This is a genomic window from Sphingobium rhizovicinum (assembly GCF_042647625.1).
In the GTDB taxonomy this organism is placed as follows: Bacteria; Pseudomonadota; Alphaproteobacteria; order Sphingomonadales; family Sphingomonadaceae; genus Sphingobium; species Sphingobium rhizovicinum.
In genome coordinates this window covers 651,512-675,655 of record NZ_JBHRVU010000005.1, presented here as the reverse complement: position 1 = coordinate 675,655, position 24,144 = coordinate 651,512, and the positions used below count along the sequence as shown (strand labels likewise).

Below are 24,144 nucleotides of genomic sequence, written 5' to 3'. Positions count from 1 at the left end.
GCTATGAAGATGCGCGAGCTTGAGCAGAGGACCGGGGTCCACAGGGAGACGATCCGCGTCTATCTGCGCGAAGGGCTGATCCCCGAGCCGGCCAGACCGCGCAAGACCGTCGCCGATTATGGTGATGAGCATGTGCAGGCCATTTTGGCGGTGCGGCGGTTGCAGCGCGAAAACCGCCTGACCCTAGCGCAGATCAAGGCGATCATCGGTGGTGAGGGGACTGAAGCGCGGGTGGAAGCCAGCGCCTTCGATCAACTGGAACAATTGGTCGCGCACCGGGCTGGTGTCGATGGGCCCCCGGTGACGCTTTCCTCCCTGCTCGAGCGCTATCCGCATGCGGTAGAAGATGCGCGCACGCTGGCGAAGATCGGCATATTGGACATCATCGATACCGAACAGGGCGAAGCGCTCAGCATCACCTGCGCGCAGCTCGTGCGGCTATGGGGCGATATGCGCAAGGCCGGGTTCGACCAGCAGCTCGACTATACGCCGGATATTCTGGGCTTCTACACCGAGGCCGCGGATTTTGTCGGGCGATGGGAAGCGACCACCTTCATGGAACGGGTCGAAGGCCATATCGATGTCGAAAAGGCGGCAACCATGGTCGAGCATGCTTTGCCGCTCATGCTCGATTTCTTCGGTCTGATGCGTCAGCGCGCCTTCTTCCGCCATGTCGAGGCGATCCGTGCCGGCGAAGAAGCGGATCGCCCCGCGCAGGGCATCAGGCCATCGTCAGGACAGCCTTGACACACCGCCCGGCATGCTGGTCGGCCACGGCCTGATTGATATCTTCTAACCTGTAGCGAGTGATCAGCATTTCGAACGGGAAAAGCCCCTTTGCGTTGAGGGCAACCAGTTCAGGGAGGAATGTCTGCGGGTCGGCATTGCCTTCCGTCACGCCGCAGATGCTGATGCCCAGGGACAGCATGTGCAGGATGTTAAGGCTCACCGCTGCGTCTAGCGCTTTGGGGACGCCGACCATGGCCAGGCGTCCCAGAGGGGCAAGGGCTGCAATGCCGGAATGGATGGCCGAGACGACACCCGAGGTGTCCAGCACGCAGTGGACTCCCTGTGGCTGGACCGCGCGCAATTGTTCTGCAGTGTCGCCCGCCGTCACATCGATGGTGCTGGTCGCCCCCAGATCGATGGCTATGGCGCGGCGAGTCTCCAGAGGGTCGGCGACGATGATCTGGTCGGCATTCAGAGCCTTGGCGGCCATGACGGCGCTTAGGCCGACCGGACCACCGCCGATGATGAGGATCGATTCGCCCGCTTGCAGCTTGAGCGCGTTCATCACCGCACCGGCGCCCGTCATGATGCCGCAGCCTAGCGGACCCAGCAGTTCCAGCGGCGCGTCGGCCGGCATTTTCACCAGATTCTGCGCGGCAACGATGGCGTAGCTGCCGAAGGAGGATTGGCCGAAGAAATGGCTGCTGACCGGGGCCTGGCCGTCATGCAGGCAAGTCGATCCGTCGGCGCGGTGGCCGCCGAAATTCAGCGGGGCGAAGTCGCGGCAATAAGCGGGCTGACCGGCATCGCATTGCGGGCAGGCGCGGCAGGCGGCGAACCCCATGACGACAGCATCACCCGGCGCGATCGAGGTCACGGCATCGCCCACAGCCTCCACGATACCGGCCCCTTCATGCCCCAGCACGGCTGGCAGGGGCACCGGCAATATCTGGTCGCGCACGACAAGGTCGGTGTGGCAAAGGCCCGTCGCGACGACGCGCACCAATGCCTCGTTCGGGCGCAATTCGCCGAGTGTCAGACGTTCGACACTGAAGACCTCGCCCGCGGTCCGGGCTACGGCTGCCTCTATTTCCATGTGCATCCTCCTATTCAAACTTGGTGTCGTCCATTCAAATGCAGGGACGGACAAGGGATGGCTGATGGATGTGATCCGCAGAAATCCGTTATTTCCGTTCGCTAAAAGCCTGAATGGTCGGACCTGTTTTTACGATTGACCGACACCCTTGTCCACTATTACGTAATTGGCATACGCAATACGCAAATGTCCTGAGGACGGCGTAACCGGAGAGGGTAAATTCATGGCGACTTCGCTGGATGCTGACACGCGTCCCATCATTCCAGAGGATATCGCGCGGATCGTGATCGCGCCAAAAAGCTACACGGATGACGCGACCATCTATCGCGCATTCAAATGGCTTCGCGAACATATGCCTTTGGGGATTGCCCAGGTGCCCGGCTATGATCCGCTCTGGATCGTGACGAGGCATGCCGACATCCGGGAGATTGAGCGGAACGCCAAGCTGTTCCACAATGCCGATCATAACCCGGTTCTGAACGATCGGGCGTCCGATGCCTTCACGCGGGAAATCACCGGCGGCACGACGCGGCTGCTGTCGTCGCTGACCTATATGGACCCGCCCGAACATGCCACCTACCGCATGCTGACGGCCAACTGGTTCCTGCCTGGCAAGATCAGCAAGCTCGAAGAGCAAATCCGGGTGCTTGCGCGCCAGTCGGTCGACAATCTGCTCAGCTTCGATGGCGAGTGCGATTTCGTGCGCGACTTTGCACTGCATTATCCGCTGCGGGTGATCATGACGCTGTTCGGCGTGCCCCCCGAAGACGAACCGAAAATGCTGAAGCTGACGCAGGAATTTTTCGGCGTCCATGATCCGGAGGAGCAACGTCCGGAAATGGCGGCGGACCCGGTCGTCGCAGCCAAGCAATGGGCGGCTTCGATCGAGGATTTCTACGTCTATTTCGACAAGCTCAGCGCCCAGCGCCGCGAACAGCCGACGGACGATCTCCTGTCGCTGATCGCCAATTCCCGGATCAACGGCGCGCCGATCCCGCGTGATGAAGCCAATGGCTATTATGTGGCGATCGCGACGGCTGGCCATGACACGACATCGTCGTCTACGGCCGGCGGCCTCCATGGCATGATGATCTATCCGGAAAATTGGGCGAAGGTGAAGGCCGACCCCGGCCTCATACCCGGCCTTGTCGACGAAGCGATCCGCTGGACCAGCCCGGTCAAGCATTTCATGCGCAACGCCACCGCCGACACGCAGGTTCGCGGCATGGATATCCGCTCCATGGAACGGCTGATGATCTGCTATCCGTCCGGAAACCGCGACGAGGATGTCTTCACCGACGCCGACCGGTTCGACATCACCCGCTCGCCCAATCCGCATATCGCGTTCGGCTTCGGTCCGCACATGTGCTTGGGCCAACATCTGGCCAAGCTGGAGATGCGCATTCTGTTCGAGGAACTTTTGCCGCATTTGCAGTCGGTCGAGTTGGCGGGCGATCCCCGGCTGGTCGAGACCAATTTTGTCGGCGGTTACAAGGCGCTGCCGATCCGTTTCAAGAAAGCCTGATTTTTCAAGGCCGGGACATCGCTCAGGCGGGACCGGCACATGGCCCAGGGGTGGAACATCCGGGCGACAATGGGAGGAGTCTGAAATGCACAACAGGATGATCTTGCTCGTTGCGAGCGTATCTGCGGTGGCGCTGCAATCGCCAGCCTTCGCACAGACCGACGGGGCGCCTCAGGCGCAGCAGCCAGTGGGCCTGGGCGATATCGTGGTGACGGCGCAGAAGCGGGAGCAGGCCATCAACGACGTGCCGCTCTCGATCACGGCGGCATCGGGCGAAAAGCTGGCCAGTCAGGGCGTCGCCAGTGTCGCCGATCTGGTGAAGATCGTACCCGGCTTCAACTATACCGAAAGCGCCTTTTCCACGCCGGTCTATACGCTGCGCGGGATCGGCTTCTACGATACCAGCCTTGCTGCCAAGCCAACGGTCAGCATCTATCAGGATCAGGTGCCGATCCCCTTTTCGATCATGACGCGCGGCGCGACGCTGGATCTGGAACGGGTCGAGGTGCTCAAGGGACCGCAGGGCACGTTGTTCGGATCGAACGCAACCGGTGGTGCGATCAACTATATCGCGGCTAAGCCGACTTCGACCTTCAAGGCCGGGCTGGATGCCGGGGTGGATAGTTTTGGGCAAGTCAGCGGCGGCGGGTTCATCAGCGGACCGATCAGCGACACGCTGACCGCGCGGGTGGCGGTGAGGACGGAGCAGGGCGGTGCCTGGCAGCGCAGCTATACCCGCGATGAAAAGCTGGGTGATCGCAATTTTACCACAGGTCGCATCCTCCTCGATTTCGAGCCGTCGGACGGCGTGCGCTTCTCGCTTAACCTCAATGGCTTTATCGACAAGAGTGATGGGCAGGCCGCGCAGCTGATCGGTGTCGTTCCGCTTGGCAATCCCGCGCGACTGGGGCCACTCGCTACCTATCCGATTGCGCCACGCAACAATCGCGATGCTGACTGGACTCCGGAGCAAAAGCCCAAGCGCGACGACTGGTTCTATCAGGCGGCTTTCCGGGGTGACATTGACCTGACCGATGACATCACCCTGACGTCGATCAGCAGCTATTCCCAATATCATAACGATCAGGACATCGATCCGGATGGCGTGGCGCTGCGCGACTATTTCTACAACACAACGGGCAAGATTACGGCGTTGTCGCAGGAATTGCGGTTGCAGGGGCGTGTGGGCGGCCTGACTTATATCCTTGGAGGCAATTATGCTCGGGAAAAAACCTATCAGCAGGATGATGCAGGTCCCTATGATCAGTCGACGCCTGCCTATAATTTCGTCGATGCCGGCCTTGGCATCCCCTTCTTCGTCTATAGCCAATATGCTCGGCAGAAATTTGTGAACAAGGCGGTGTTCGCCAGTCTCGACTATGACATTGGCGATACGATCACCCTGCATGGTGGGGTGCGCTATACCAAGACCAATATCGACTTCGCCGGTTGTACGGCCGATCGCGGCTTCGCACTGGGGCAGGGTATCCAGAATCTGGTCAACTTCATTCGTGGTGGCGCAGGGCTCGCGCCGATTTCCATCGCGGAAGGGGCCTGTGTGACCATCGACGGGTCGACGTTGACCGTGGGAGAAGTGCAGCGCTCGCTGAACGAGGATAATGTCTCCTGGCGCGCGGGTATTGATTACAAGCCGAGCAAGGATGTCTTGCTCTACGCATCGGTCAGCAAGGGCTACAAGTCCGGCAGTTTCCCTATGCTGTCGGCCAGCGATGCAAACCAGTTCAATCCGGTCACGCAGGAATCCATCACCGCCTATGAAGTGGGCGCGAAGCTGACGGTTCTGGAAAATACCGCCCAGATCAATGGCGCGCTCTTCTATTATGATTATAGCGACAAGCAGTTGAAGGGGCGGGTGATCGCGAATCCCGACGTGTTCGGGCCGCTTGAGGCGCTGGTCAACGTGCCAAAATCCCGCGTGCAGGGCGCGGAACTGCAACTGGATCTGGCGCCTGCGGATGGATTGCGCGTCAGCATCGGCGCGACCTATCTGGACACCAAGATCAAGGGCAGCTTCGTCAATTATGACAGCTATGGCAATCAGGTCGATTTCGGCGGTTCTGCCTTCCCCTACACACCTAAATTCCAGATCGTGACCGACGCGCAATATGACTGGGCATTGAGCGACGATGTGGAGGCCTTTGTCGGCGCGAACCTGAATTTCCAGAGCGATACCAAGGCCGTTCTGGGCAATGCCCGCGCCACGCCATCGGCGGATCTTTCCGCACAGGGAGGCCTGACGATCGAGGATTATACGCTGATCGATCTCCGGGCAGGGCTTTCGTTCGATGACAAGCGCTACAAGATCAGCGCCTTCGTCCGGAATCTCGGCAACAGCTATTACTGGACCAACGCCACGCGCATCACCGACACGACGGTCCGCTTCGCCGGCCGACCGCGCACCTTCGGGGTCAATCTTTCGGCGCGTTTCTGAACGCTCTCCCCCTGGGCCGCGCCATGAAAGGCGGCGCGGCTCCTTCTTGTTTTCTGGAGAAAAAGACGATGAATGCACCCATGTTCGCTGCCGATCGCCTTCATGGTGACGTCGGGCATCAGGTTCGCCTGCCCACGACCCGCATGCTGATCGGTGGCGATTGGGAAGAGGCAGCGGATGGGCGTAGCATCGATGTCGAGGACCCTGCGACCGGACAGATATTCGCCAGCGTCCCGGCGGGCACCGCAGAGGATGTGGACCGGGCCGTGAAGCGTGCGCGCGCCGCGTTCGAGTCCGCTACATGGTCGCGCATGCGGCCGCTGGATCGGGGCAGGATCATCGAAACGATCGCGCGCAAGATCGAAGAGAATGCGCAGGAACTGGCGCTTCTGGAAAGCTATGACAATGGCAAGGCGGTGCATCACGCGCTGGCGGTAGATGTGCCAGCGGCCGTGGATATCTTCCGCTACATGGCGGGATGGACGTCCAAGATCCATGGACAGGTCAATCCGATTTCCGGGGATGGCCGCCAATATCACAGCTATTCGGTGCGCGAGCCGATCGGCGTGGTCGGCCAGATCGTGCCCTGGAATTATCCTCTCGCCATGGCCGCATGGAAGATCGCCTCGGCGTTGGCGGCAGGCTGTACCATTGTGCTGAAGCCCTCCGAAGTGACGCCCCTCACCGCGCTGCGACTGGCGGAACTGGCGCTGGAGGCGGGGCTACCCGAAGGCGTGCTCAACATCGTCACCGGCTATGGGCATGAGGCCGGTCAGGCCCTGGTGGAGCATCCCGGCATCGACAAGATCGCCTTCACCGGATCGACCCGTGTCGGCAAGCAGATCGTGCAGACGGCGGCACGGGATCTGAAGCGCGTGACGCTGGAACTGGGCGGAAAATCGCCGTCGCTCATCTTCGCCGACGCGGATCTGGAAAAGGCATCGCTGGGGGCGGCGCTCGCCATATTCTTCAACTCCGGGCAGGTCTGCCTTGCCGCGTCGCGCCTCTATGTCGAACGGTCGGTGTTCGATCGTGTCGTGGACGGCGTGGCGCAGGCGGCGAAGCAGTTCAAGCTGGGGCATGGCCGTGATCCCGATACGATGCTGGGGCCGCTGGTGTCGCGGACGCAGCAGGGCAGGGTGCTCGACTATATCGAACAGGGGCGGGCGAGCGGCGCGGAACTGGTGACGGGCGGCAAGGCCGGCGAAGGGACCGGCTATTTTGTCGAACCGACGATCTTCGCCAATCCGTCAGCCGACGCATCGATCGTGCGTGAAGAGATTTTCGGCCCCGTACTCGTCGCCACACCCTTTGACGATGTCGAGGAGGTCATCAGGACCGCAAATGACACGCGCTATGGTCTGGCCGCCAATATCTGGACCCGTGACCTGTCACGCGCGCATCTGACCGCGCGCAAGTTGCAGGCCGGCACGGTGTGGATCAATACCCATGGCATGAACGATCCCTCCGCGCCCTTCGGTGGCGTCAAGGAAAGCGGCTGGGGGCGCGAAGTCGGGGAAGAGGGCGTTCTCCATTATACCGAAACGAAGACTGTGACGGCACTTCTTGCTGATTGACGCGCGTGCTGTATGCCATGAGGAAGTTCTCGCCACGGTCTCTGCTTCAACTCTAATGCAACAGGCAACGCGTGTTCCGCAATTGGAGAGTGATAGCAGGTAAAACCTGGTAGATAATTGCTTGGACTGTGAGATCAGAATACGGGAGTGAAACGGCTCTGATGGATCGGGAAACACCGATTTCAGAATGGCTGCTTTCCTATCTATTTTGCTCCAAACCTGGCTATAGGCAACCGGCCAACTTCGGCTGTCCAGAATAGCATAGCGGACCGGCCGCACCTAAGAATGAAAAATCGGCGGCTCAACGGCGAAAAAGGGGCGATTTTGCAAGCGATTGCGACGCTCCTAGCTAGGCCATTCGCCCAAAGTCTGCCTAGGAGCGCCTCGCCCTTCGGCAGGAAATCAGCGCCCCGCTGATTGCTGATTTGGAAGAATGGGGCGGGACAATCGGTCTCTCGGAGAACAGCAATGTGGTCGAGGCTAGCCTGGCGATCTTCCATTCGCCTTCGATGGAGCGAGACACGGCTTATGGAAAAATCTGTACGATGACTGCATTTGACACCCAACGCTCGTTGGGTTTGCGAAGTTAACAGACATCAATGGCCAAACTCTCAGCAGCGCGCGGATGGTCCCGAGCGTTCAGCGGCTTGCATCAGGCGGCCTGGCTGCGCGGTCGGCGCGCTCGGGATGGTTGGAAATAACAGCGACATTGCTCGCGATACGCTCTGTTTTCGAGCGTGACAGACTGCTAGTGTCGCTAACGTTATATATTGAGGGCGCCTGGTAATTGGCTCGTAGTGATCTTCTCCTGTCTGTCGTGCGAGCCGGTGCATCCGGTGATCAGGCGGCTTTGCGCTCTTCTGTGGAGGCTATCGTTGCCGAGGAGCGCAGCAAGAATCACAACGTCCTTGCTGACAGGCTGCAACGTGCGCTTCATACTGTATCGGTGGCATCGCCTGCCCGCTCTCCGAGCGCGAGCCATGCTGGCCGCGATACGATCCTGGAAAGTGAACCGAGGCAACGGATCGACGATCTGATACTGCCCCTCCCGGTCGCTCGCCAGGTACAGCAGCTCGTAGAAGAACAGCATCGCGCTGATCTCCTGCGAGCCAACGGGATGCAGCCTCGCCACCGGGTGCTGCTGTCAGGGCCTCCAGGCAACGGGAAGACATCAGTCGCAGAGGCTGTGGCGGAAGCACTCGCGGTTCAGTTTTTCACCGTTCGCTATGATGCCCTCGTCGGCTCTTATCTGGGCGAGACCAATACCCGACTCGCGCGTTTGTTCGATTATGCCCGGACGGTTCCATGCGTCCTTTTCTTCGACGAGTTCGATTCGATCGGGAAGGAGCGCGGCGATATTCACGAGACCGGTGAGATCAAGCGCGTAGTCTCGTTCCTCCTGATGCAGATCGACCAGCTTCCAAGCTATGTCGTGACGATCGCAGCGACCAACCACGCGGAACTTCTCGATCGCGCTGTCTGGCGCAGGTTCCAGTTGCGGCTCGGACTGCCGCAACCCTCGAGCGACGCCTTGGCTGTTTTCCTGCAGCGTCAGTTTGATAGCTGGCCGGAGACGGTCGGCACGCGGGCTTCGACCGTCGCCAGCAAGCTTGGCGCGATCAGCTATGCTGAAACCCTGGAATTCTGTCAGACGGTGCGTCGTCAGCATATCCTTTCGCTCGGCGGACGCAGCATCAAGGACATTCTTAAAGAACAGCTCGAACTGTGGGCGACAAGAGTGGGGACGAACGAGGTAAATGCCGCACGATCTGGGAAAGCCGCTCCTTCGCCTGAATGACCCTACCGATGCGCCGCGCCGCCGGTCAGGTGGAGGCGGAGGTGATGCCCGATCGTTCACGAGGGCAGCGCAGGTCGCCAATCACGGCCCCTTCTTCAAGCAACTCGCCGAGGTACTCGACGGCGATAACCCGGCGCTCGAATTGCGCGCCAATCCCGATTCGCTCGCGCCCGAGCGCCTGCTGGTTTTCGAGGTCACCGGCTCGGTAAAGGATTTCGCCAAGGCCGCGAGCCGGATAGCGGGGCTCGAATTTACTGGTGAAGAGGAACTTGGCGCCGACGAGCATGACAAGAATCCTGAATTCTATCTTCTCGTCCCTCAGCTTGGAGCCCTCAGAGAGATACTCTCGCTTTGGGATGGCTGGGAAACGAATGGTACTGTTCCTCGGAACTACACACCCTGGCGCGATCTTTTCCTTCAACTCCGAGCGGTTCGACCATGGGGGCCGGCCGATCGCGTCTCGCCTCAGAACCGCGAATATTTCGAGGCCGTCGTTGATGGAGCACCCGATGATTTCGCTGTCCGGATCGAGATAGAACTGGTCTTTCGCGCGGCTGCTGAAGCCCGGCAACGCGCTGAGCAGGAGGTCGCCGCAGCAGTGATCGCGAGCGGTGGAACCATCATTCATCGCTGCGTGCATCCAGCATTTGCCTATCATGCCCTGCTGGTCGATGTGCCGGCTGCCGAGGTCCGGCGGTTCTGTGCGCTCAATCCTGAATCGCTCGCTGGCGTTGATCCCATCGGTTCGATCGTCCCGCAAAGTGTCGGCGTCCCACTTGAGGTCGGGGACAGCCTTCCGATCGACCCAGTACATCCTCAGCCGGCCAACGCAGAACCTATCGCGGCCATATTCGATGCAGTCCCGCTTCAGGCGCATCCGCTCCTGGCCGGTCGGCTCGTAGTCGACGATCCGGCCAATCTGGAAGCTCGCGCGGTCGGCTCACGCGTCCATGGAACGGCAATGGCGTCCCTCGCGGTCCATGGCGACCTTAACGATCCCGCGTCTCCTATCTCGCGCCGGGTCTATTTCCGCCCCGTCATGTTCGCGCCTGCCTTTGGCGGCGAGATTTTCGCTGATGACCGGCTCGTCATCGATACGGTTGTCGAGGCCGTGATGCGAATGCGTGCCGAAGGTGGCACGCAGGTCTTCATCGTCAATCTCTCCCTGGGAGACACGACGCGTCCTTTTGCAGGCAACATATCCGCATGGGGTAAGGCGCTCGACTATCTGGCCTATCAATATGGCATCCTTTTCCTGGTGAGCGCCGGCAATGTCGCAGGTGGCCTGACACTCGAGGGACATGCCGACGTCCCGACCTTTCATGCCGCGGAAGTAGGTGTCCGCAATGCCAGCGTTCTGCGTGCCCTTGATGCGATCAAGGCCGACCGCCGTCTTCTGGCTCCCGCCGATAGCCTGAACGCGCTGACGATCGGATCATGGCATCGGGATGCAGTTGCCAACGCTTTTGCCGGTGCCAGCCCCTTTGCGCCCTATATCGATCAGGACATGCCCAATATTTCCTCGCGTCTGGGCCTTGGGCACCGCCGCAGTACCAAGCCCGATATTCTTCTGGCCGGTGGACGGCAGCCTGTTTTGTTCGACCCCATGGCGCAGGGGCTCGTCATGGGAAGCCATCCCAATCCCAGTCGCTACTGGGGGCTCAAGGTCGCCGCACCGACGGGTGATGCAGCAACGGGAACGCATTTCACGATAGGCACAAGTGGCGCGAACGCCCTAGCGACACATACAGCCCACCGGATCCATGATGCGTTGGAGCGTGCCTATCCGCAACTCATTGAGACCATGGCTCTTGGCCACAAGGCAGCCCTCATCAAGGCGCTTCTCGTTCATTGTGCCTCATGGCGCGACGTTGAGCAGTTCATCAGGCCGATTGTAGACCCGGAGTTGACGCTCAATCACGAGCATTGGCGGCGGGAGGTGTGCCGCCACCTGGGCTATGGTTTCGTCGATCCCGAAGACGCTATAGCATGCGCGGGGGATCGCGCGACGATGTGGGCTACCGGCACGCTTGGGCTTGAGGGCTCAACCGTTTTCAATGTGCCCGTTCCCGTGGCGCTTGCGGGCAGTCCTGCTCATCGCGAAGTTCGGGCAACTCTTGCCTGGCTGGCGCCGGTACGCCCTGGGCACCTTGCCTACCGGGCGATCAAGCTCAAGATCAACGCGCTTGGCGGCGAGGATCTTGGCGCTTTTGGTGTCGCGACCATGAACAGCCAGCCGACCAACAGCCAGTCGGAGAGTGGCACGATCATTCACAGGCGCTGGCGCGATGCCCGGATCGGCAACTTCGAGGATGGCGCGACGATGCCCATCCATATCCAGCGCGAGAAGGACCAGGGTACGCCGATCGACGAACCAATACCCTTTGGCCTCGCCGTAACCATAGAGATGCCCGGCATGCAGGAGATTTACACGCAGGCGCTCCAGGGGATCGATCTCAAGCCGCAGGTTCAGGTCCCGGTCTGATAGAAGAAGGGCTGGGAGGAACGAGCGTCGTTCATGGCAAATATCGAGGGGGAAAAGAATGATACGCTCTGAACTGGTGACGCGCCTGGGAGAGGAATATCCTGGCCTTGGGCAGGGGGATATCGAGAGGATCGTCACGATCTTTTTCGAGGCGATCGTTGGCCAACTCGCATCTGGGGGACGGGTGGAATTGCGCGGGTTCGGCGCATTTTCGGTTCGAGATTATGAGCCGCGTACGGGGAGAAACCCCAGGACTGGCGAGGCGGTTGCTGTGCCGGGCAGGTCGCGCCTCCATTTCAAGGCTGGCAAGGCTATTCTCGAACGCGTGAACCGGGAAGGGCAGGGCGCGTAATGGCAAGCCATCCCGTCTGGACCTATCGCGCGCCACTTATTTGCAGGCTCAGCCTCGCTTCATTCGTGGTCAGGGAAGGTGCAACGGTCATGCGAAATCACCCACCGGATTTGCAACCTAGCCGACAATCCTGCCAGCAGAAGGAAAGAAGGAAGGGGGAATTTGAATATAATACTGATAAATAAGGAGAATTTAGGACATTAGGCAGCCGGTTTCTTCTGCGGGCATAATTGCGGGCATGATCGCAAGTTTAGTAGAAAAAATCTATTATTTTCAACATATTAATCACCAATTTCGGTCGCTGCCGGGGGATTCGAACCAGCTAGGTTGTAAATCGGTTTTGACCATCCGGCATACAAAGTCGCCTATAAAGCGGTCTTAGGACGCCCTTTCGCTCGACGCTCTACCGAGATGATACATCGCGCAAGGCGGTCGTATGCTCCGTCCCCGGAGGATTTCTCATTTGGATGCGAGGCCGTCGCAGTTTTCTCACCGTCGCCTGAGAAAATGTAGTTTGAGGGCAAAGCGCTCTCCCGCAACCATATCCAGGTCCAAAAAGACCAACAACGTCTCATGTCGATGTCGAAAAACAGCCTATATTCAGTCTGTTATATCATGTAATATGATCTACTGTAGGATCATAACCACCCAGGTGGTTGGCATGGGATGTGTTGGTAAAATTGTGGGAAAGTCGTGTTGCAGCCCGGTCCCAACAATCCCGTCGGCGTAGTGTGGATCGACCTCGGCAAGCCCCATTTTGGCATTCATGGTACGCCCGAACCATCGCGGATCGGACGCTCGCAAAGCCATGGCTGCGTTCGCCTGAGCAATTGGGATGCGGCGCGTCTGGCACAGATGACCAGTACTTCAACGCAGGTCATTTTTCAGGAATGAAAATTCGTTAGTGTTTCTCGTCCGCTGCCTCGCTGTCACCCCGCATCTGACCATGCGCCAACACCGCGAAGAGACCGGTGCCTCCGATGATGTTCCCGGCAAGCGCTGGGAGAAGAAAGTCGAGCAGCATGTCCGCAACGGTCATGGAACCGTTCAGCCAGAGAAAGGCAGTCTGCGAAAAGCCGGTCACGACATGGCTGAAGCCACCAAGCGCTATGACATAGGTCAATAAAGAGATTACCCAGAATTCACTGCCTTTTGCATTGGGCAGGAGCCAGGCGATGGACGCCATCAGGAAGCCGGCCGGAATACCCAGAGTCAGCGTCTTGAAGCCCTCCTGCGCGGGTAGTTTTTGCAGGATGTCGATCGCGATGAGCCTTTGCTCATGCGTGATGATGATCTCTCCCGCCATCAGCGCAACTACGATCAACACACCGATGAGGTTTGCGGTCAATACGACAGACCATAGCCTTGCAAGCCGCGCCAGCCCCGCAATGCTGGGCCGTGCGGCCACGGGGAGCACGGCAGTTACCGTACTCTCGGTAAAAAGCTGTAGCCGTCCCAAGATGACGATCACATAGCCGACAGGATAGCCCAGCAGATAAACAAGCTCAGCCCAGCGCTCATCGGGCAGGCGCATGCGAAGATAGAGTTCAGCCAGCAGCGATATGGTGATGGCGAGACCGGCCGCGAGGCCAGAGAGCATCAACGCGACGACCGGCCTTGCCAGTTCCTCCTCGCCCTGGAGCCGCACAGCCTCATGCACCACCATGTGCGAACTGGCCTGCCGCCGCCGGACCTCCTGCGCTTCATCGGGCGACAGCGCGTCATCCGGTGCGCTGGGATCGTCCGCCAGTGGCTGAACTTGATCGGATGTCATTGGCTATGGCCCCGACGAAACCGAGAAGCGGGGCCGGGTCGAACCTTGTTCCGCTTCCTCATCCGCTCAGGCGGCCAGTGCCAACAGCCCTGACACATCAGGTCGCGTTGGCTGACGGTTCTGAATTTTGTCGAGATAAGCAAAGATGCTGACAACGGCATCTTCTTCATTGTCAAAATCGCCGCGCGCGGTTTCGAGCACCCCACCAATCATCAAGGCGTCCAACGCCATGCGCGCTCGGGCCACGCGGCTTTTGACCGTGCCAATGGCGACCCCTGTGATTTCAGCGGTTTCTTCGTAGGAGATTCCACCGGCCCCGACGAGGATCAACGCTTCGCGCTGCGGCTCCGGCAACTGCATAAGCGCACGCATGAGGTCACGCAGTTCAATGCTGGTATCCTGCGAAGCGGGCGCGGCCAGAACACGGTCTGCCACCAGGTCATCCCATTCCCCAGTGAAGCGGCGGCGACGTGTCAGGCTGAAATAATGATTGCGCAGAATCGTGAACGTCCATGCACGGAAATTCGTGCCAGCGACATAGCGTTGCCGAGCAGCCCAGGTCTTCATCATCGTTTCCTGGACAAGGTCGTCCGCCAGATCGTGGTTTCCACAAAGGCTGCGGGCGAAGGCGCGTAACTGTGGGATAACCCTGGTCAATTCTGCTTTGAAGGCGACATCGGAAAGACGGGCAGGCTCAGCCTGCGATGCGATGGTGTCCGACATATAATCCCCTTTAAAACTATTCGAGAAGAAGAACATTTCGATAGGGTATCGGTTCCGGCGCCCACGTCGCCCCCATTTTCGATTGCCCGTCTGTTGCGCCGCAGAAATGTTTGAACCTCCCGACAATTGACGGGTTGGAAGAGAATATAACGCAGGGAAACGACAGGGGATTATCACACCAAATGGCGCGGATGCTGCTTCTGACCATGCTGGTCGCTGCTCTGACCGGCTGTAATGCGGAGCAATCGACGCTGGCAGTGTTTGGCGCCGATGCGCGCGCAATCCGGCACATCGCGATCATTCTGACGTCAGGCGCGATCCTCATCCTGGCAATCACCGTCGCCCTCTATGTTCGGGCCGTCCGTGCGTCCGAGCATAGTTTCAGCCATGAACAGGGCATGCGCATGATCCTCTGGGTCGGGGCGATCGGGCCGACGCTCATTCTGACTGCGCTGCTGCTTTACGCTTTGCCTGCCATGCGTCCCCGCCCGGCCGATCCGGGCGATCTGGTAATCCGGGTGGAAGGCGAGCAATTCTGGTGGCGGGTTGCCTATTGGCCGTCCGATAATGCTCCACCATTGTCTTCGGCCAACGAAATTCGCGTACCCGTCGGCCGGACGGTCGTATTCGAACTGATGGCCAAAGACGTGATCCACAGCTTCTGGATACCCGGCCTTGCCGGCAAGATGGACATGATCCCCGGCCGCACCAACCGGCTAGTGGTGAAGGCGGAGAAGCCGGGACGCTATCGTGGCGTATGCGCGGAATTTTGCGGCCTCAGTCATGCGCTGATGGCGTTCGACGTGATCGCGATGGAACCGGCCCCCTTCGATAAATGGCTGGCCGATGCCCGCGCCGTCGTCCCGCTGCCTGCCATCGCTACGCCTGGCCGCGCCCTGTTCGACGCGCAGGGATGCGGCGCTTGCCACACGATCCGTGGCACGCCCCATGTCGGCACCATCGGTCCCGACCTCAGCCGCTTTGGCGAGCGGCTGACCTTGGGCGCAGGCATATTGCCGCCAACCATCGACAATATTGCCGCGTTCATCCGCACGCCGCAACAGGCCAAGCCCGGCGTGCGAATGCCCGCTTATCCGCAACTCAGCCAAGAGGATGCCCGCGCTATCGCTCATTATCTGAAGGGCATGAAATGAGCCTGCACGATCAGGACGATCCCGCGCTCCGCGCTGCGCAGGAGGAGAGGCTGCGAGCCGTCTGGGCGCCACCCAAGGGGTTTTTCCTGCGCTGGACCGACTGCAACAATAACAGGGTCGGCGTCTGGTATGTGCTGACGGCCTTCGGCTTCATGCTGTTTGCGGGCGTGCTGGCGCTGATCATGCGCACGCAACTGGCCGTGCCCGACAACGACTTGGTGAGCGCAGGGACGTTCAACCAGCTCTTCACGCTGCACGGCTCGATGATGATGTTCCTCTTCGCCGTGCCGATGTTCGAGGCGGTGTCGATCATCCTGTTGCCGCAGTTGCTGGGCGCGCGCGACCTGCCCTTTCCGCGCCTCTCGGCCTTTGGCTACTGGTCCTTCCTGCTCGGCGGGGTGTTCGTCGGCGGCTCCATCTTCTTCAACGCCGCGCCTGATGGCGGATGGTTCATGTACCCGCCGCTCACCACGCGAACGGACCTGAGCGGCCTTGGCGCAGACATCTGGATGCTGGGCCTGTCCTTCATCGAGGTGTCCTCGGTCGCCGCTGCCGTCGAGTTGATCGTGGGCGTCCTCAAATGCCGACCGCCGGGCATGCGGCTCAATCTCATGCCGCTCTATGCCTGGTACATATTGGTCGTGGCGGTGATGATCCTGTTCGCCTTCCCGCCGCTGATCGCGGGCGACATATTGTTCGAAATGGAGCGGCTGCTGAACTGGCCTTTCTTCGACGCGAGCCGGGGTGGTGATCCGTTGCTGTGGCAGCATCTGTTCTGGATATTCGGCCACCCGGAAGTCTATATCGTCTTCCTGCCCTCTATCGCGCTGTTCGCCATGCTAGTGCCGACCTTCTCCAACCGGCATCTGCTGGGCTATCCCTGGATCGTGCTGGCGGCGGTGGGCACGGCCTTCCTGTCCTTTGGCCTGTGGGTCCACCACATGTTCACGACCGGCTTGCCCAAGATCAGCCTCGCCTTCTTTTCCGCTGCGTCCGAAGCCGTGGCGATCCCGACGGCGGTGCAGATATTCGCGTTCATCGCGACGCTTTGGGCGGGCCGCGTCACCTGGTCCACGCCTCTGCTCTATGCGACGGGCAGCCTCGCCATCTTCGTCATCGGCGGCCTGACCGGCGTGATGGTCGCCGTCGCGCCCTTCGACTGGCAGGCGCACGACACCTATTTCATCGTCGCCCATCTCCATTATGTGCTGATCGGCGGCACGTTGTTGCCGCTGTTTGCGGGTCTCTATTATTATTGGCCGCTGATTACAGGCAAGAAGCTCTCCGACCGGCTCGGCCGCATCGCCTTCTGGATGCTGTTCGTCGGCGCGAACCTCACTTTCTTCCCGATGCATTTTTCGGGGCTGATGGGCATGCCGCGCCGGGTCTTCACCTATCCGGCTGAACTGGGGCTTGGCGGGCTCAACATGGCCTCGACTCTTGGAGCGTGGCTGTTCGCCGCCGGCGTAGCCGTGATCTGCGTGGACCTCGCGCTCTCGCCGCGCCGGCCAAAGGCGCAGCGCAATCCCTGGGGCGCCGGGACGCTCGAATGGCTGGCCCATCCCGATGACGAGGATTGGGGTATACGCTCGGTCCCACTGATCGAAAGTCGCTACCCGATCTGGGACCAGAAGGATTTCGTGCAGAAGGTCGATGAAGGCCGATTCTTCCTGCCCGATGCGGAAGAAGGAAGGCGCGAAACGATCGTGACGACCGTGCTGGACGCCCGACCGCTGGCGGTGATCCGCCTCGGCACGCCCAGCGTCATCCCAATCCTGACCGCGTTGGCGCTGGGCGGCGTGTTCATCCTGACGACCTATCATCTTTATTGGGCGGCGCTCGCCTGCGCCGTGGCGACGCTCGCTTGCACGCTCTGGTGGCTATGGACCGGGACGGCCGAAATCCCGGAAAAACCATGCAAGCCGATCGGCCATGGGATCGAACTGCCGCTCTACATGTCCGGTCCCGCTGCGCCCGGATGGTGGGCGATGTTCATCACCATGATGGCCGACGCGACCGCCTTTTCCGGCCTCGTCTTCGGCTATTATTTCTTCTGGACCCGTCATGCGGATTTCCCACCTGTGGCACAAGCGGACGGGCCGGGCATATTCTGGCCGATGGCGGCGCTGGCGCTCGGGCTGGCGAGCTGGCTCGCCACCATCGCCGCGCGCGAAGTCCACGCACGCGGTGGCGTCGGGATCGCGCGCCTGCTGCTGGTGCTGGGCATAGCCGTAAGCCTCGCAGGCATCGCTACGGGCCTGGCCGGACCATGGACGCATGGCATGAACCCGGAAAGCCACAGCTATCCCGCAATCGTGTGGACGCTCGTCATCTGGACCGTGGCCCATGCTGGCGTCGCCGCGATCATGCAGAGCTATGCCCTGGCCCGCAGCATGGCAGGCAAGATGGACCCACAGCATGACGCAGACATTCGCAACGTCACGGTCTACATGCACTTCTTCGCGCTGACTGCGGTAGTGGCCTATGCGACCATCGGCCTGTTCCCGGTGCTGTCATGAGCGCCAAACCATGAGGGATCGACGGCCCCACTGGTCCGAGCGGCTGAAGGTCACGCTCTGGACGCTGATCGTCCCGCCGACCATCTGGGCGGGGCATTTCCTCTTCTCCTATCTCTGGGCATCCATATCCTGCGCCAAGGTCGGTGCGTTCGCGACCTTCCCTACCTTGTTCGTCGCTGGCACCGTCCTTGCCCTGATCCTGATCGCCCTGTCCGGCTGGATCGCCTGGAACCAGGGTCGGATGCCCGGTGGCCGCGCGCCACATGAGGATTCGACCGATATCGACCGGCTGCGCTTCCTGGCGAAATCGACGCTGTTGCTGGCGGGCCTCAGCTTCGTTGCGGTGCTCTTCACCGCCTTGCCTGTCATCTATCTGCGAGACTGCCTATGAAGCGGACGAGCCTTATCTCTGGCCTCCTGCTGCTGCCATTGGGCTGGATCGCCAGCGCCATGGGCATGACCGGTCATATGGTTGGCCATATGATGACCGTCGCCATCGCCGCGCCGCTGATCGCCCACGGCCTGTCGAACACACGCGTCGATCCAGCAGCGTGCTGGCCGCGCATAGTCTCTCCCATGGCGATGATGCTGGTCGAACTCGCTACGGTCTGGTTCTGGCACCTGCCCGGCCTGCGCGCCGCCGCCCATAGTTCATGGCTGGTCATGGCGATTGAACAAGCCTGCTTCCTCGTGGCCGGCCTGCTCCTCTGGTCATCGGTCCTTCATGCGCCGCAGCGCATCGCCGGCATTGGCGCGCTGCTTCTTACCTCCATGCACATGACCCTGCTGGGCGCGCTGATCGGTCTCGCCCCTCGCCCGCTCTACACCCATCACGACACAAATTTCGGCCTCGATGCCCTTGCCGACCAGCAGTTTGGCGGCGTGGTCATGCTCGTCATCGGTGGCGCCAGCTACATGATCGGCGGGTTGGTCCTGCTGGCCGGACTGCTCAGGGCGAGGGAGGACGAACCGGCATGATCATTCGCATCACCTGGAAGCGCGCGATCATCGCTGTCTCCTTACTGTTTGCGGCGGGGATGTTGTTCGCCTGGTCTGGCGCGATGCAGGTGTCGGCGTCTTCGGGCCACTGGAAGGTAACCGACTGGTTCCTCCATTGGGTAATGCGCAATTCGGTGCGGACCTATTCCACATTTCAGACACCCGAAGGCAAGGCGCCCAAGCGCGATCTCGTCAGCGCAGCCGGTCATTTTCGGCAGGCTTGCCAGGTCTGCCATGGGGCTCCGGGCGTGAAGCCCTCCCCGGTCATGCAGGCATCGACACCCCCAGCCCCGGACCTGTCGGTCACCGCAAAAGAATGGAGTGATCGCCAACTCTTCTGGATCATCCGCCACGGCGTCAAATTTACCGCCATGCCGGCCTGGCCGGTGGAGGATCGCGATGACGAGGTCTGGCGGATGGTCGGCTTCGTGCGGCGCTTGCCCGGTATGACATCAGAGCAATATCGCGCACTGACGCAGGAAGCCGTGCCAGCCGACCTTCCGGGCACGCGCCCCGGCACGCTGACCGCATGCGCTTCCTGTCACGGCAGCGACGGACGCGGGCGTGGGCAGCGCGATATTCCATTGCTGGGTGGGCAAAAGCCAGCCTCGCTCCTTGCGGCCTTGCGCGACTATGCGGCCGGGACTCGCAAAAGCGCACCGATGCAGGTGGCCGCAGCCGCACTCACTCAGGAGGAGATGAAGAGGTTGGCAGCACATTTCGCAGCGATGCCGGGGCTGGAACAGCGACCGATGCCGACCTTGCCCATCATTGCGAAGGGCGATCCTGCCCGCCAGCTGCCGGCCTGCGGCAATTGTCATGCGCCGGGCAAGGACGCGCCTGTTCTGTCCGGTCAACGAAGCAGTTATCTCGCTGCACGTCTGCGCCATTGGCAGGGCGACCCGACCGTGGTCGATGCGCGCAAACCTCCCCATGGCATGGCGGTCATCGCGCGCCGCATTCCGCCGGATCAGATCGATGCGATCGCTGCCGCCTTTGCTGAACCGTGAAATTGCCCGACCGGAAAGGATCGCAATTGCCGACCATCATGAACCGCAGGCAGGCAAGCGCCCTGCTGGCGACAGCGCCATTGGCAATGACGATAGCAGCGCGAGCGGCATCTCCGCGCCGCTTGTTGCTGCGGGGCGCGGATCACCTGCTGACGATGACCGGAGTGCCGCGCCAGAAAACGGACCTGCTCATTTCCGGCGGCTGGATCGAGGCGATTGGTCCCAACCTGCCTGTCAGGGAGGCAGACGTCATCGACCTTTCAGGGCACATCCTGATGCCCGGTTTTGTCGATACCCATTGGCATATGTGGAACACGGCGGCGCGAGGGCTATGGCGAAGCGCCAAAGGAGGCTTCATGCCAACTATGGCGGCGATAGCACCGCATTTCACACCAGCAGACGTGGCGATCGGCGTCGATCTGGCGCTCGCCGAAGCGGTGAGCAGTGGCATCACCACCGTCCACAACTGGGCGCATAATCTACGCAGCCCCGCCCACGCGGAAGCCGAAATTGCCGCAATGGTCCGATCCGGCGTTCGCGGTCGCTTTGCCTATGGCTACGCCCAAGATGCCGACAAGGACCAACCGATGGACCTCGACCATCTGTCCGCGATCGCACGTAGGCCGCCATCGGCTCTGGTCTCCATCGGGATTTGCGCACGTGGCCCGGATCGTTCCGACGCCGAAGTCTGGCAGGCGGAATGGGACGCCGCGCGGCGGCTGGGCCTGCCAATTTCCACCCATATGGCGTCCGACGCCAAGGCAGCAGCGGGCGGCGGCATCGCGGCGCTCGCGGCCAGAGATGGTCTCGGCCCCGACGTACAGCTCGTCCACCTGACAGCTGCATCGCGCGCAGATATGGACCGTGTGGCAAAGGTCGGATCACCCGTGTCAATTAGCCCCTGGACCGAACTGGAGGTCGGCTATGGTGTGCCGCCCATTCCGGATATGATCGCGGCCGGATTGCTGATGGGTCTCTCCGTCGATAATATGGTGTTGGCAGGACAGGCCGACATGTTTTCCGTGATGCGTCTGTCGACGGATCTAGCGCGTGGGGTCTCGCGCGATCAGCTGTTGGTGGAGGACATGACGGCGCTACGCTGGGCCACGGCAGTTGGTGCTCAAAGCCTGGGTCTGGGGAAGCGGGTCGGTGCGCTGGTGCCGGGGATGCGCGCCGATGTCATTGCAGTCCGGGTAAACACACTGAATACGATGCCCCCCGCCGATCTGCCCTCGCTACTAACCCATTCCGCACGACCCGATGATGTGTCGCTCGTCCTGATCGACGGCGTGGTGCACAAGCGCGATGGCCATTTGATCCGGGTCGATCTGCCGGCGATCCAGGCGCAAGCGGCGGCTTCTATCGCGCGAATGCGATCGACTACTGCCGTCTGAAGGGTGTCGCAGTTCTGCCGATTGGCTCTTTTGGCGTTTCGCGCGTTGTTCGCGAGCAATAATCCAGAAAGATTTCATGACGCACTCCGGCCTCAGTGAAACCCTTAACCTCCGCGCCGCCACGTTACCGTCGAGGGAGGCGGACTGGAGACATCCCGCCGACCCACATCCTGCTGTGCGACAAGGAATAGCCGTCATGAGCAGCCTGTGTCAGAGGGGTGGCCGCAAAATGACGCGGGTAGCTTCCTTAGCACTACTGCTGCTTAGCGCATGTGACATGCTGCCGCACGATCCGGCCGGTACATCGACACGGATCGAGCATAGTCGCACCTTCACCGTCGCGCTTGCAGACCCCGCCATCTCGTCCGCGCCGCAGGTCGGCAGGCTTGTCGCGGAAATCGAGCGGCGCACCAATGCGCATGCTCAATGGCGCAGCGGATCGGGTGAGTCCTTGTTCCAGCAACTCGACGATGGCTCCCTTGATCTGGTCATCGGCCGCTTCACGGCCGATAGCCCCTGGGCAACCGGCGTGGCCTTTGCTCCTGCCCTTTCGACAAGTGACATAGGAGACGCGCAGATCGAATTGAAAGCCGCGATGCGCAATGGCGAGAACCGGTGGATCATGACCGTCGAGCGCGCCAGCCGGACAATATCGCAGGAGGCACGCAACCAATGAGCGAAACCAGCCTTCCGCAGGAACTGCGCGACACGATGGCCAAGGCGGTCCGCCTTGAATATTGGAACATCTTCTGGACGCTCACCATCATCGTCACCATGGGGCTGGTGCTGGGCCAAAGCGAGACGATGAAGACCGCCTGGATCGAGGATACGCTGGGACTCGTCCCGCCGATCATGTTCCTGATCGCGGCGCATATGGAGCGCCACAGCCATCGCTCCCGCCGCTTTCCCTTCGGCTTTGAACGGGTCAACGGGCTTGGCTTCTTCGTCGCGGCGGTCGCGCTGACGGCGGTCGGCGCGCTGCTGCTCTATAATGCGTTGATGGCGCTCGGCTCACGGGAGCATGCCACCGTCGGCTCTATTGTCATTCTGGGGCACGATCTGTGGCTCGGCTGGCTGATGCTCGCCGCGCAAATCTATTCGCTGATCCCTCCCCTCTTCATCGGGCGCAAGGAACTGCCGCTCGCTGAACAGCTCAACGATAAGCTGCTCCATACCGACGCGCTCATGAACAAGGCCAACTGGCTGACCGGCGCGGCGGGGCTGGCCGGGATCATCGGCCTTGGCCTTGGCTGGTGGTGGGCGGATTCGGTGGCGGCGGCGATCATATCTGTCGATGTGCTCAATGACGGGATCAAAGCGCTGCGGTCCTCCACCGCCGAACTGGTCGACGGCGCGCCGCGGGCGCTGTCCAGCACGGACCTGTCTGAGGACGCACAGAAGGTCTGCGATCGACTACAGGCAGAATTTCCCGATGCGACAGTGCGTCTGCGCGAGACCGGGCGGCTGATCCGGGCCGAGGTGCATGACACCCATCCGCCGTCGGAATGCCGCCATCCCCGACATTATTGGCCCGACGAGGAGGATCGGGCCTGGCGGCTGGCACAGGTCAGCTTTATTCCACCAATGCAGAATGACAATGAGAGCTAGATCGGCGGCGGCTGGCGGATCGCGTCGGCCTGCTTCTCCGGCCTGATATAGATGGAGGTCAACTGCGGTACGCTTGCCTTCATCTCACGCTCGATATCTTCGATCAGGCTCTCCGCCTCCCCCATCGGCAGGTGGTCAACGAAATCGGCGCTAATCGCGACAAACACGGCATCGGGCGCCGTGTGAATGGTGCGCACATGGTTGACCGCGCTGATCTGCGGCCGCTTGTCGAGGATTGCCCACACCGCAGAGACGATAGCTGGCTCCGCGCTTTCGCCGATCAACAGGCCCTTCGCTTCGCGCGCGAGCAGGGCCGCAACACCCGCCAGGATAAGGCCGATCGCGATCGACGCGACACCATCAATGTGAGGATCGGCATAATGATGGCTGGCCCATACGCCGATGCCCGCAATGCCAAGACCGATCAGAGCCGCACTATCCTCGAACAGCACGATAAACCCTGCCGGGTCCTTCGACCGGCGGATCGACTGCCACCAACTGCTCGCACCGCGCTTCCCGTTGAATTCCCGCACCGCGATGGCCCAACTCGTTCCCTCCAGGAGGACGGCAACACCCAGCACCACATAGTTGATCGTCGGGTCGCGCAATGGCTCCGGCTTGGCAATGTGCAACCAGCCTTCGTAGATCGAGACACCAGCCCCTACCGCGAAGATGAGGATCGCGACGACGAACGCCCAGAAATAAAGTTCGCGTCCATAGCCGAAAGGGTGGGTGGTATCGGGCGGACGCTTTGCCTTGGCCTGCCCGTACAGCAGCAGAACCTGATTGCCGCTATCCACCAAAGAATGCACGCCTTCGGTCAGCATGGAAGAGGAGCCGCTGATCGCCGCCGCCACGAATTTGGCGATGGCGATCCCGACATTGGCGAACAGGGCGCCGTAAAGGACAATATTCTCGCGAAACCTGCCTGACGGACCAGTCATGCAGC

Annotated in this window: 19 protein-coding genes and 1 pseudogene; 16 read left to right on the top strand and 4 right to left on the bottom strand. The window is 61.0% G+C overall.

Annotated features, from left to right (window positions below):
• Positions 1–9 precede the first annotated feature (9 nt).
• Positions 10–747, top strand: a complete 738-nt coding sequence (locus ACFOKF_RS21710; protein ID WP_380798646.1) for a MerR family transcriptional regulator — start codon at positions 10–12, stop codon at positions 745–747.
• On the opposite strand, the gene ACFOKF_RS21705 is transcribed toward ACFOKF_RS21710, so the two are convergent.
• On the bottom strand, positions 722–1,825 hold the full coding sequence (locus ACFOKF_RS21705; RefSeq protein ID WP_380798645.1) for an NAD(P)-dependent alcohol dehydrogenase: 1,104 nt from the start codon (positions 1,823–1,825) through the stop codon (positions 722–724). The two genes, ACFOKF_RS21710 and ACFOKF_RS21705, sit on opposite strands and share 26 nt — an antisense overlap.
• A 223-nt stretch (positions 1,826–2,048) precedes the next feature.
• Here ACFOKF_RS21705 and ACFOKF_RS21700 point away from each other — a divergent pair, with 223 nt between their 5' ends.
• The 7 genes and pseudogenes from ACFOKF_RS21700 to ACFOKF_RS21670 all read left to right on the top strand — a co-directional run.
• A complete protein-coding gene (locus tag ACFOKF_RS21700; protein WP_380798643.1) occupies positions 2,049–3,350 on the top strand; it encodes a cytochrome P450 in 1,302 nt (433 codons plus the stop codon).
• Between the two features lie 85 nt (positions 3,351–3,435).
• Positions 3,436–5,802 carry a TonB-dependent receptor gene (locus ACFOKF_RS21695; RefSeq protein ID WP_380798642.1) on the top strand — a complete coding sequence of 789 codons (2,367 nt, stop codon included), beginning with the start codon at positions 3,436–3,438 and terminating at the stop codon, positions 5,800–5,802.
• A 68-nt stretch (positions 5,803–5,870) separates the two neighbouring features.
• The gene (locus ACFOKF_RS21690) at positions 5,871–7,379 is read left to right on the top strand and encodes an aldehyde dehydrogenase family protein (RefSeq protein WP_380798641.1); all 1,509 of its coding nucleotides are present in this window, start codon (positions 5,871–5,873) and stop codon (positions 7,377–7,379) included.
• A gap of 787 nt (positions 7,380–8,166) precedes the next feature.
• Positions 8,167–9,177 carry an AAA family ATPase gene (locus ACFOKF_RS21685; RefSeq protein ID WP_380798640.1) on the top strand — a complete coding sequence of 337 codons (1,011 nt, stop codon included), beginning with the start codon at positions 8,167–8,169 and terminating at the stop codon, positions 9,175–9,177.
• Complete coding sequence (locus tag ACFOKF_RS21680) at positions 9,137–11,662, top strand: S8 family peptidase (RefSeq protein WP_380798638.1); 2,526 nt, start codon at positions 9,137–9,139, stop codon at positions 11,660–11,662. The genes ACFOKF_RS21685 and ACFOKF_RS21680 overlap by 41 nt, the downstream gene beginning before the upstream one ends.
• 58 nt (positions 11,663–11,720) lie before the next feature.
• A complete protein-coding gene (locus ACFOKF_RS21675) occupies positions 11,721–12,014 on the top strand; it encodes an HU family DNA-binding protein (RefSeq protein WP_380798637.1) in 294 nt (97 codons plus the stop codon).
• A 687-nt stretch (positions 12,015–12,701) separates the two neighbouring features.
• A pseudogene (locus ACFOKF_RS21670) lies at positions 12,702–12,908 on the top strand (L,D-transpeptidase); the annotation flags it as partial.
• 7 nt (positions 12,909–12,915) lie between these two features.
• Here the strand turns inward: ACFOKF_RS21670 and ACFOKF_RS21665 are convergent.
• Together ACFOKF_RS21665 and ACFOKF_RS21660 are read right to left on the bottom strand one after the other, a co-directional pair.
• Complete coding sequence (locus ACFOKF_RS21665; RefSeq protein ID WP_380798636.1) at positions 12,916–13,788, bottom strand: formate/nitrite transporter family protein; 873 nt, start codon at positions 13,786–13,788, stop codon at positions 12,916–12,918.
• A 66-nt stretch (positions 13,789–13,854) separates the two neighbouring features.
• A complete protein-coding gene (locus ACFOKF_RS21660) occupies positions 13,855–14,511 on the bottom strand; it encodes a sigma-70 family RNA polymerase sigma factor (RefSeq protein ID WP_380798635.1) in 657 nt (218 codons plus the stop codon).
• A gap of 182 nt (positions 14,512–14,693) precedes the next feature.
• On the opposite strand from ACFOKF_RS21660, the gene coxB reads away from it, so the two are divergent.
• The 8 genes from coxB (at position 14,694) to ACFOKF_RS21620 (ending at position 23,195) form a co-directional block, all read left to right on the top strand.
• Positions 14,694–15,665 carry a cytochrome c oxidase subunit II gene (coxB, locus tag ACFOKF_RS21655; RefSeq protein ID WP_380798634.1) on the top strand — a complete coding sequence of 324 codons (972 nt, stop codon included), beginning with the start codon at positions 14,694–14,696 and terminating at the stop codon, positions 15,663–15,665.
• Positions 15,662–18,184: a cytochrome c oxidase subunit I gene (ctaD, locus tag ACFOKF_RS21650; protein WP_380798632.1), complete on the top strand. Its 2,523-nt coding sequence runs from the start codon at positions 15,662–15,664 to the stop codon at positions 18,182–18,184. The genes coxB and ctaD overlap by 4 nt, the downstream gene beginning before the upstream one ends.
• A 10-nt stretch (positions 18,185–18,194) precedes the next feature.
• Positions 18,195–18,575 carry a hypothetical protein gene (locus ACFOKF_RS21645; protein ID WP_380798631.1) on the top strand — a complete coding sequence of 127 codons (381 nt, stop codon included), beginning with the start codon at positions 18,195–18,197 and terminating at the stop codon, positions 18,573–18,575.
• Positions 18,572–19,162, top strand: coding sequence for a cytochrome c oxidase assembly protein (locus ACFOKF_RS21640; protein ID WP_380798629.1), 591 nt, complete (start codon positions 18,572–18,574; stop codon positions 19,160–19,162). Before ACFOKF_RS21645 ends, ACFOKF_RS21640 begins: the two co-directional genes overlap by 4 nt.
• Positions 19,159–20,193 (top strand): c-type cytochrome, encoded by a 1,035-nt coding sequence (locus ACFOKF_RS21635; RefSeq protein WP_380798627.1) that lies wholly within the window; start codon positions 19,159–19,161, stop codon positions 20,191–20,193. Before ACFOKF_RS21640 ends, ACFOKF_RS21635 begins: the two co-directional genes overlap by 4 nt.
• A gap of 26 nt (positions 20,194–20,219) precedes the next feature.
• Positions 20,220–21,587, top strand: coding sequence for an amidohydrolase family protein (locus ACFOKF_RS21630; RefSeq protein ID WP_380798626.1), 1,368 nt, complete (start codon positions 20,220–20,222; stop codon positions 21,585–21,587).
• Positions 21,588–21,864: 277 nt separating this feature from the next.
• The gene (locus ACFOKF_RS21625; protein ID WP_380798625.1) at positions 21,865–22,263 is read left to right on the top strand and encodes a hypothetical protein; all 399 of its coding nucleotides are present in this window, start codon (positions 21,865–21,867) and stop codon (positions 22,261–22,263) included.
• Positions 22,260–23,195, top strand: a complete 936-nt coding sequence (locus ACFOKF_RS21620; protein WP_380798623.1) for a cation transporter — start codon at positions 22,260–22,262, stop codon at positions 23,193–23,195. Before ACFOKF_RS21625 ends, ACFOKF_RS21620 begins: the two co-directional genes overlap by 4 nt.
• Here ACFOKF_RS21620 and ACFOKF_RS21615 read toward each other — a convergent pair.
• The gene (locus tag ACFOKF_RS21615) at positions 23,192–24,139 is read right to left on the bottom strand and encodes a cation diffusion facilitator family transporter (RefSeq protein WP_380798621.1); all 948 of its coding nucleotides are present in this window, start codon (positions 24,137–24,139) and stop codon (positions 23,192–23,194) included. The genes ACFOKF_RS21620 and ACFOKF_RS21615 overlap by 4 nt on opposite strands.
• Between the last annotated feature and the right edge of the window lie 5 nt (positions 24,140–24,144).

Coding starts and splice junctions, on each gene's coding strand:
- ACFOKF_RS21640 (WP_380798629.1), top strand. CDS start 18,572: ATGAAGCGGACGAGCCTTATCTCTGGCCTCCTGCTGCTGCCATTGGGC.
- ACFOKF_RS21690 (WP_380798641.1), top strand. CDS start 5,871: ATGAATGCACCCATGTTCGCTGCCGATCGCCTTCATGGTGACGTCGGG.
- ACFOKF_RS21700 (WP_380798643.1), top strand. CDS start 2,049: ATGGCGACTTCGCTGGATGCTGACACGCGTCCCATCATTCCAGAGGAT.
- ACFOKF_RS21615 (WP_380798621.1), bottom strand. CDS start 24,139: ATGACTGGTCCGTCAGGCAGGTTTCGCGAGAATATTGTCCTTTACGGC.
- ACFOKF_RS21645 (WP_380798631.1), top strand. CDS start 18,195: ATGAGGGATCGACGGCCCCACTGGTCCGAGCGGCTGAAGGTCACGCTC.
- ACFOKF_RS21625 (WP_380798625.1), top strand. CDS start 21,865: ATGCTGCCGCACGATCCGGCCGGTACATCGACACGGATCGAGCATAGT.
- ACFOKF_RS21710 (WP_380798646.1), top strand. CDS start 10: ATGCGCGAGCTTGAGCAGAGGACCGGGGTCCACAGGGAGACGATCCGC.
- ACFOKF_RS21660 (WP_380798635.1), bottom strand. CDS start 14,511: ATGTCGGACACCATCGCATCGCAGGCTGAGCCTGCCCGTCTTTCCGAT.
- ACFOKF_RS21705 (WP_380798645.1), bottom strand. CDS start 1,825: ATGGAAATAGAGGCAGCCGTAGCCCGGACCGCGGGCGAGGTCTTCAGT.
- ctaD (WP_380798632.1), top strand. CDS start 15,662: ATGAGCCTGCACGATCAGGACGATCCCGCGCTCCGCGCTGCGCAGGAG.
- ACFOKF_RS21665 (WP_380798636.1), bottom strand. CDS start 13,788: ATGACATCCGATCAAGTTCAGCCACTGGCGGACGATCCCAGCGCACCG.
- ACFOKF_RS21635 (WP_380798627.1), top strand. CDS start 19,159: ATGATCATTCGCATCACCTGGAAGCGCGCGATCATCGCTGTCTCCTTA.
- ACFOKF_RS21680 (WP_380798638.1), top strand. CDS start 9,137: ATGCCGCACGATCTGGGAAAGCCGCTCCTTCGCCTGAATGACCCTACC.
- ACFOKF_RS21675 (WP_380798637.1), top strand. CDS start 11,721: ATGATACGCTCTGAACTGGTGACGCGCCTGGGAGAGGAATATCCTGGC.
- ACFOKF_RS21695 (WP_380798642.1), top strand. CDS start 3,436: ATGCACAACAGGATGATCTTGCTCGTTGCGAGCGTATCTGCGGTGGCG.
- coxB (WP_380798634.1), top strand. CDS start 14,694: ATGGCGCGGATGCTGCTTCTGACCATGCTGGTCGCTGCTCTGACCGGC.
- ACFOKF_RS21620 (WP_380798623.1), top strand. CDS start 22,260: ATGAGCGAAACCAGCCTTCCGCAGGAACTGCGCGACACGATGGCCAAG.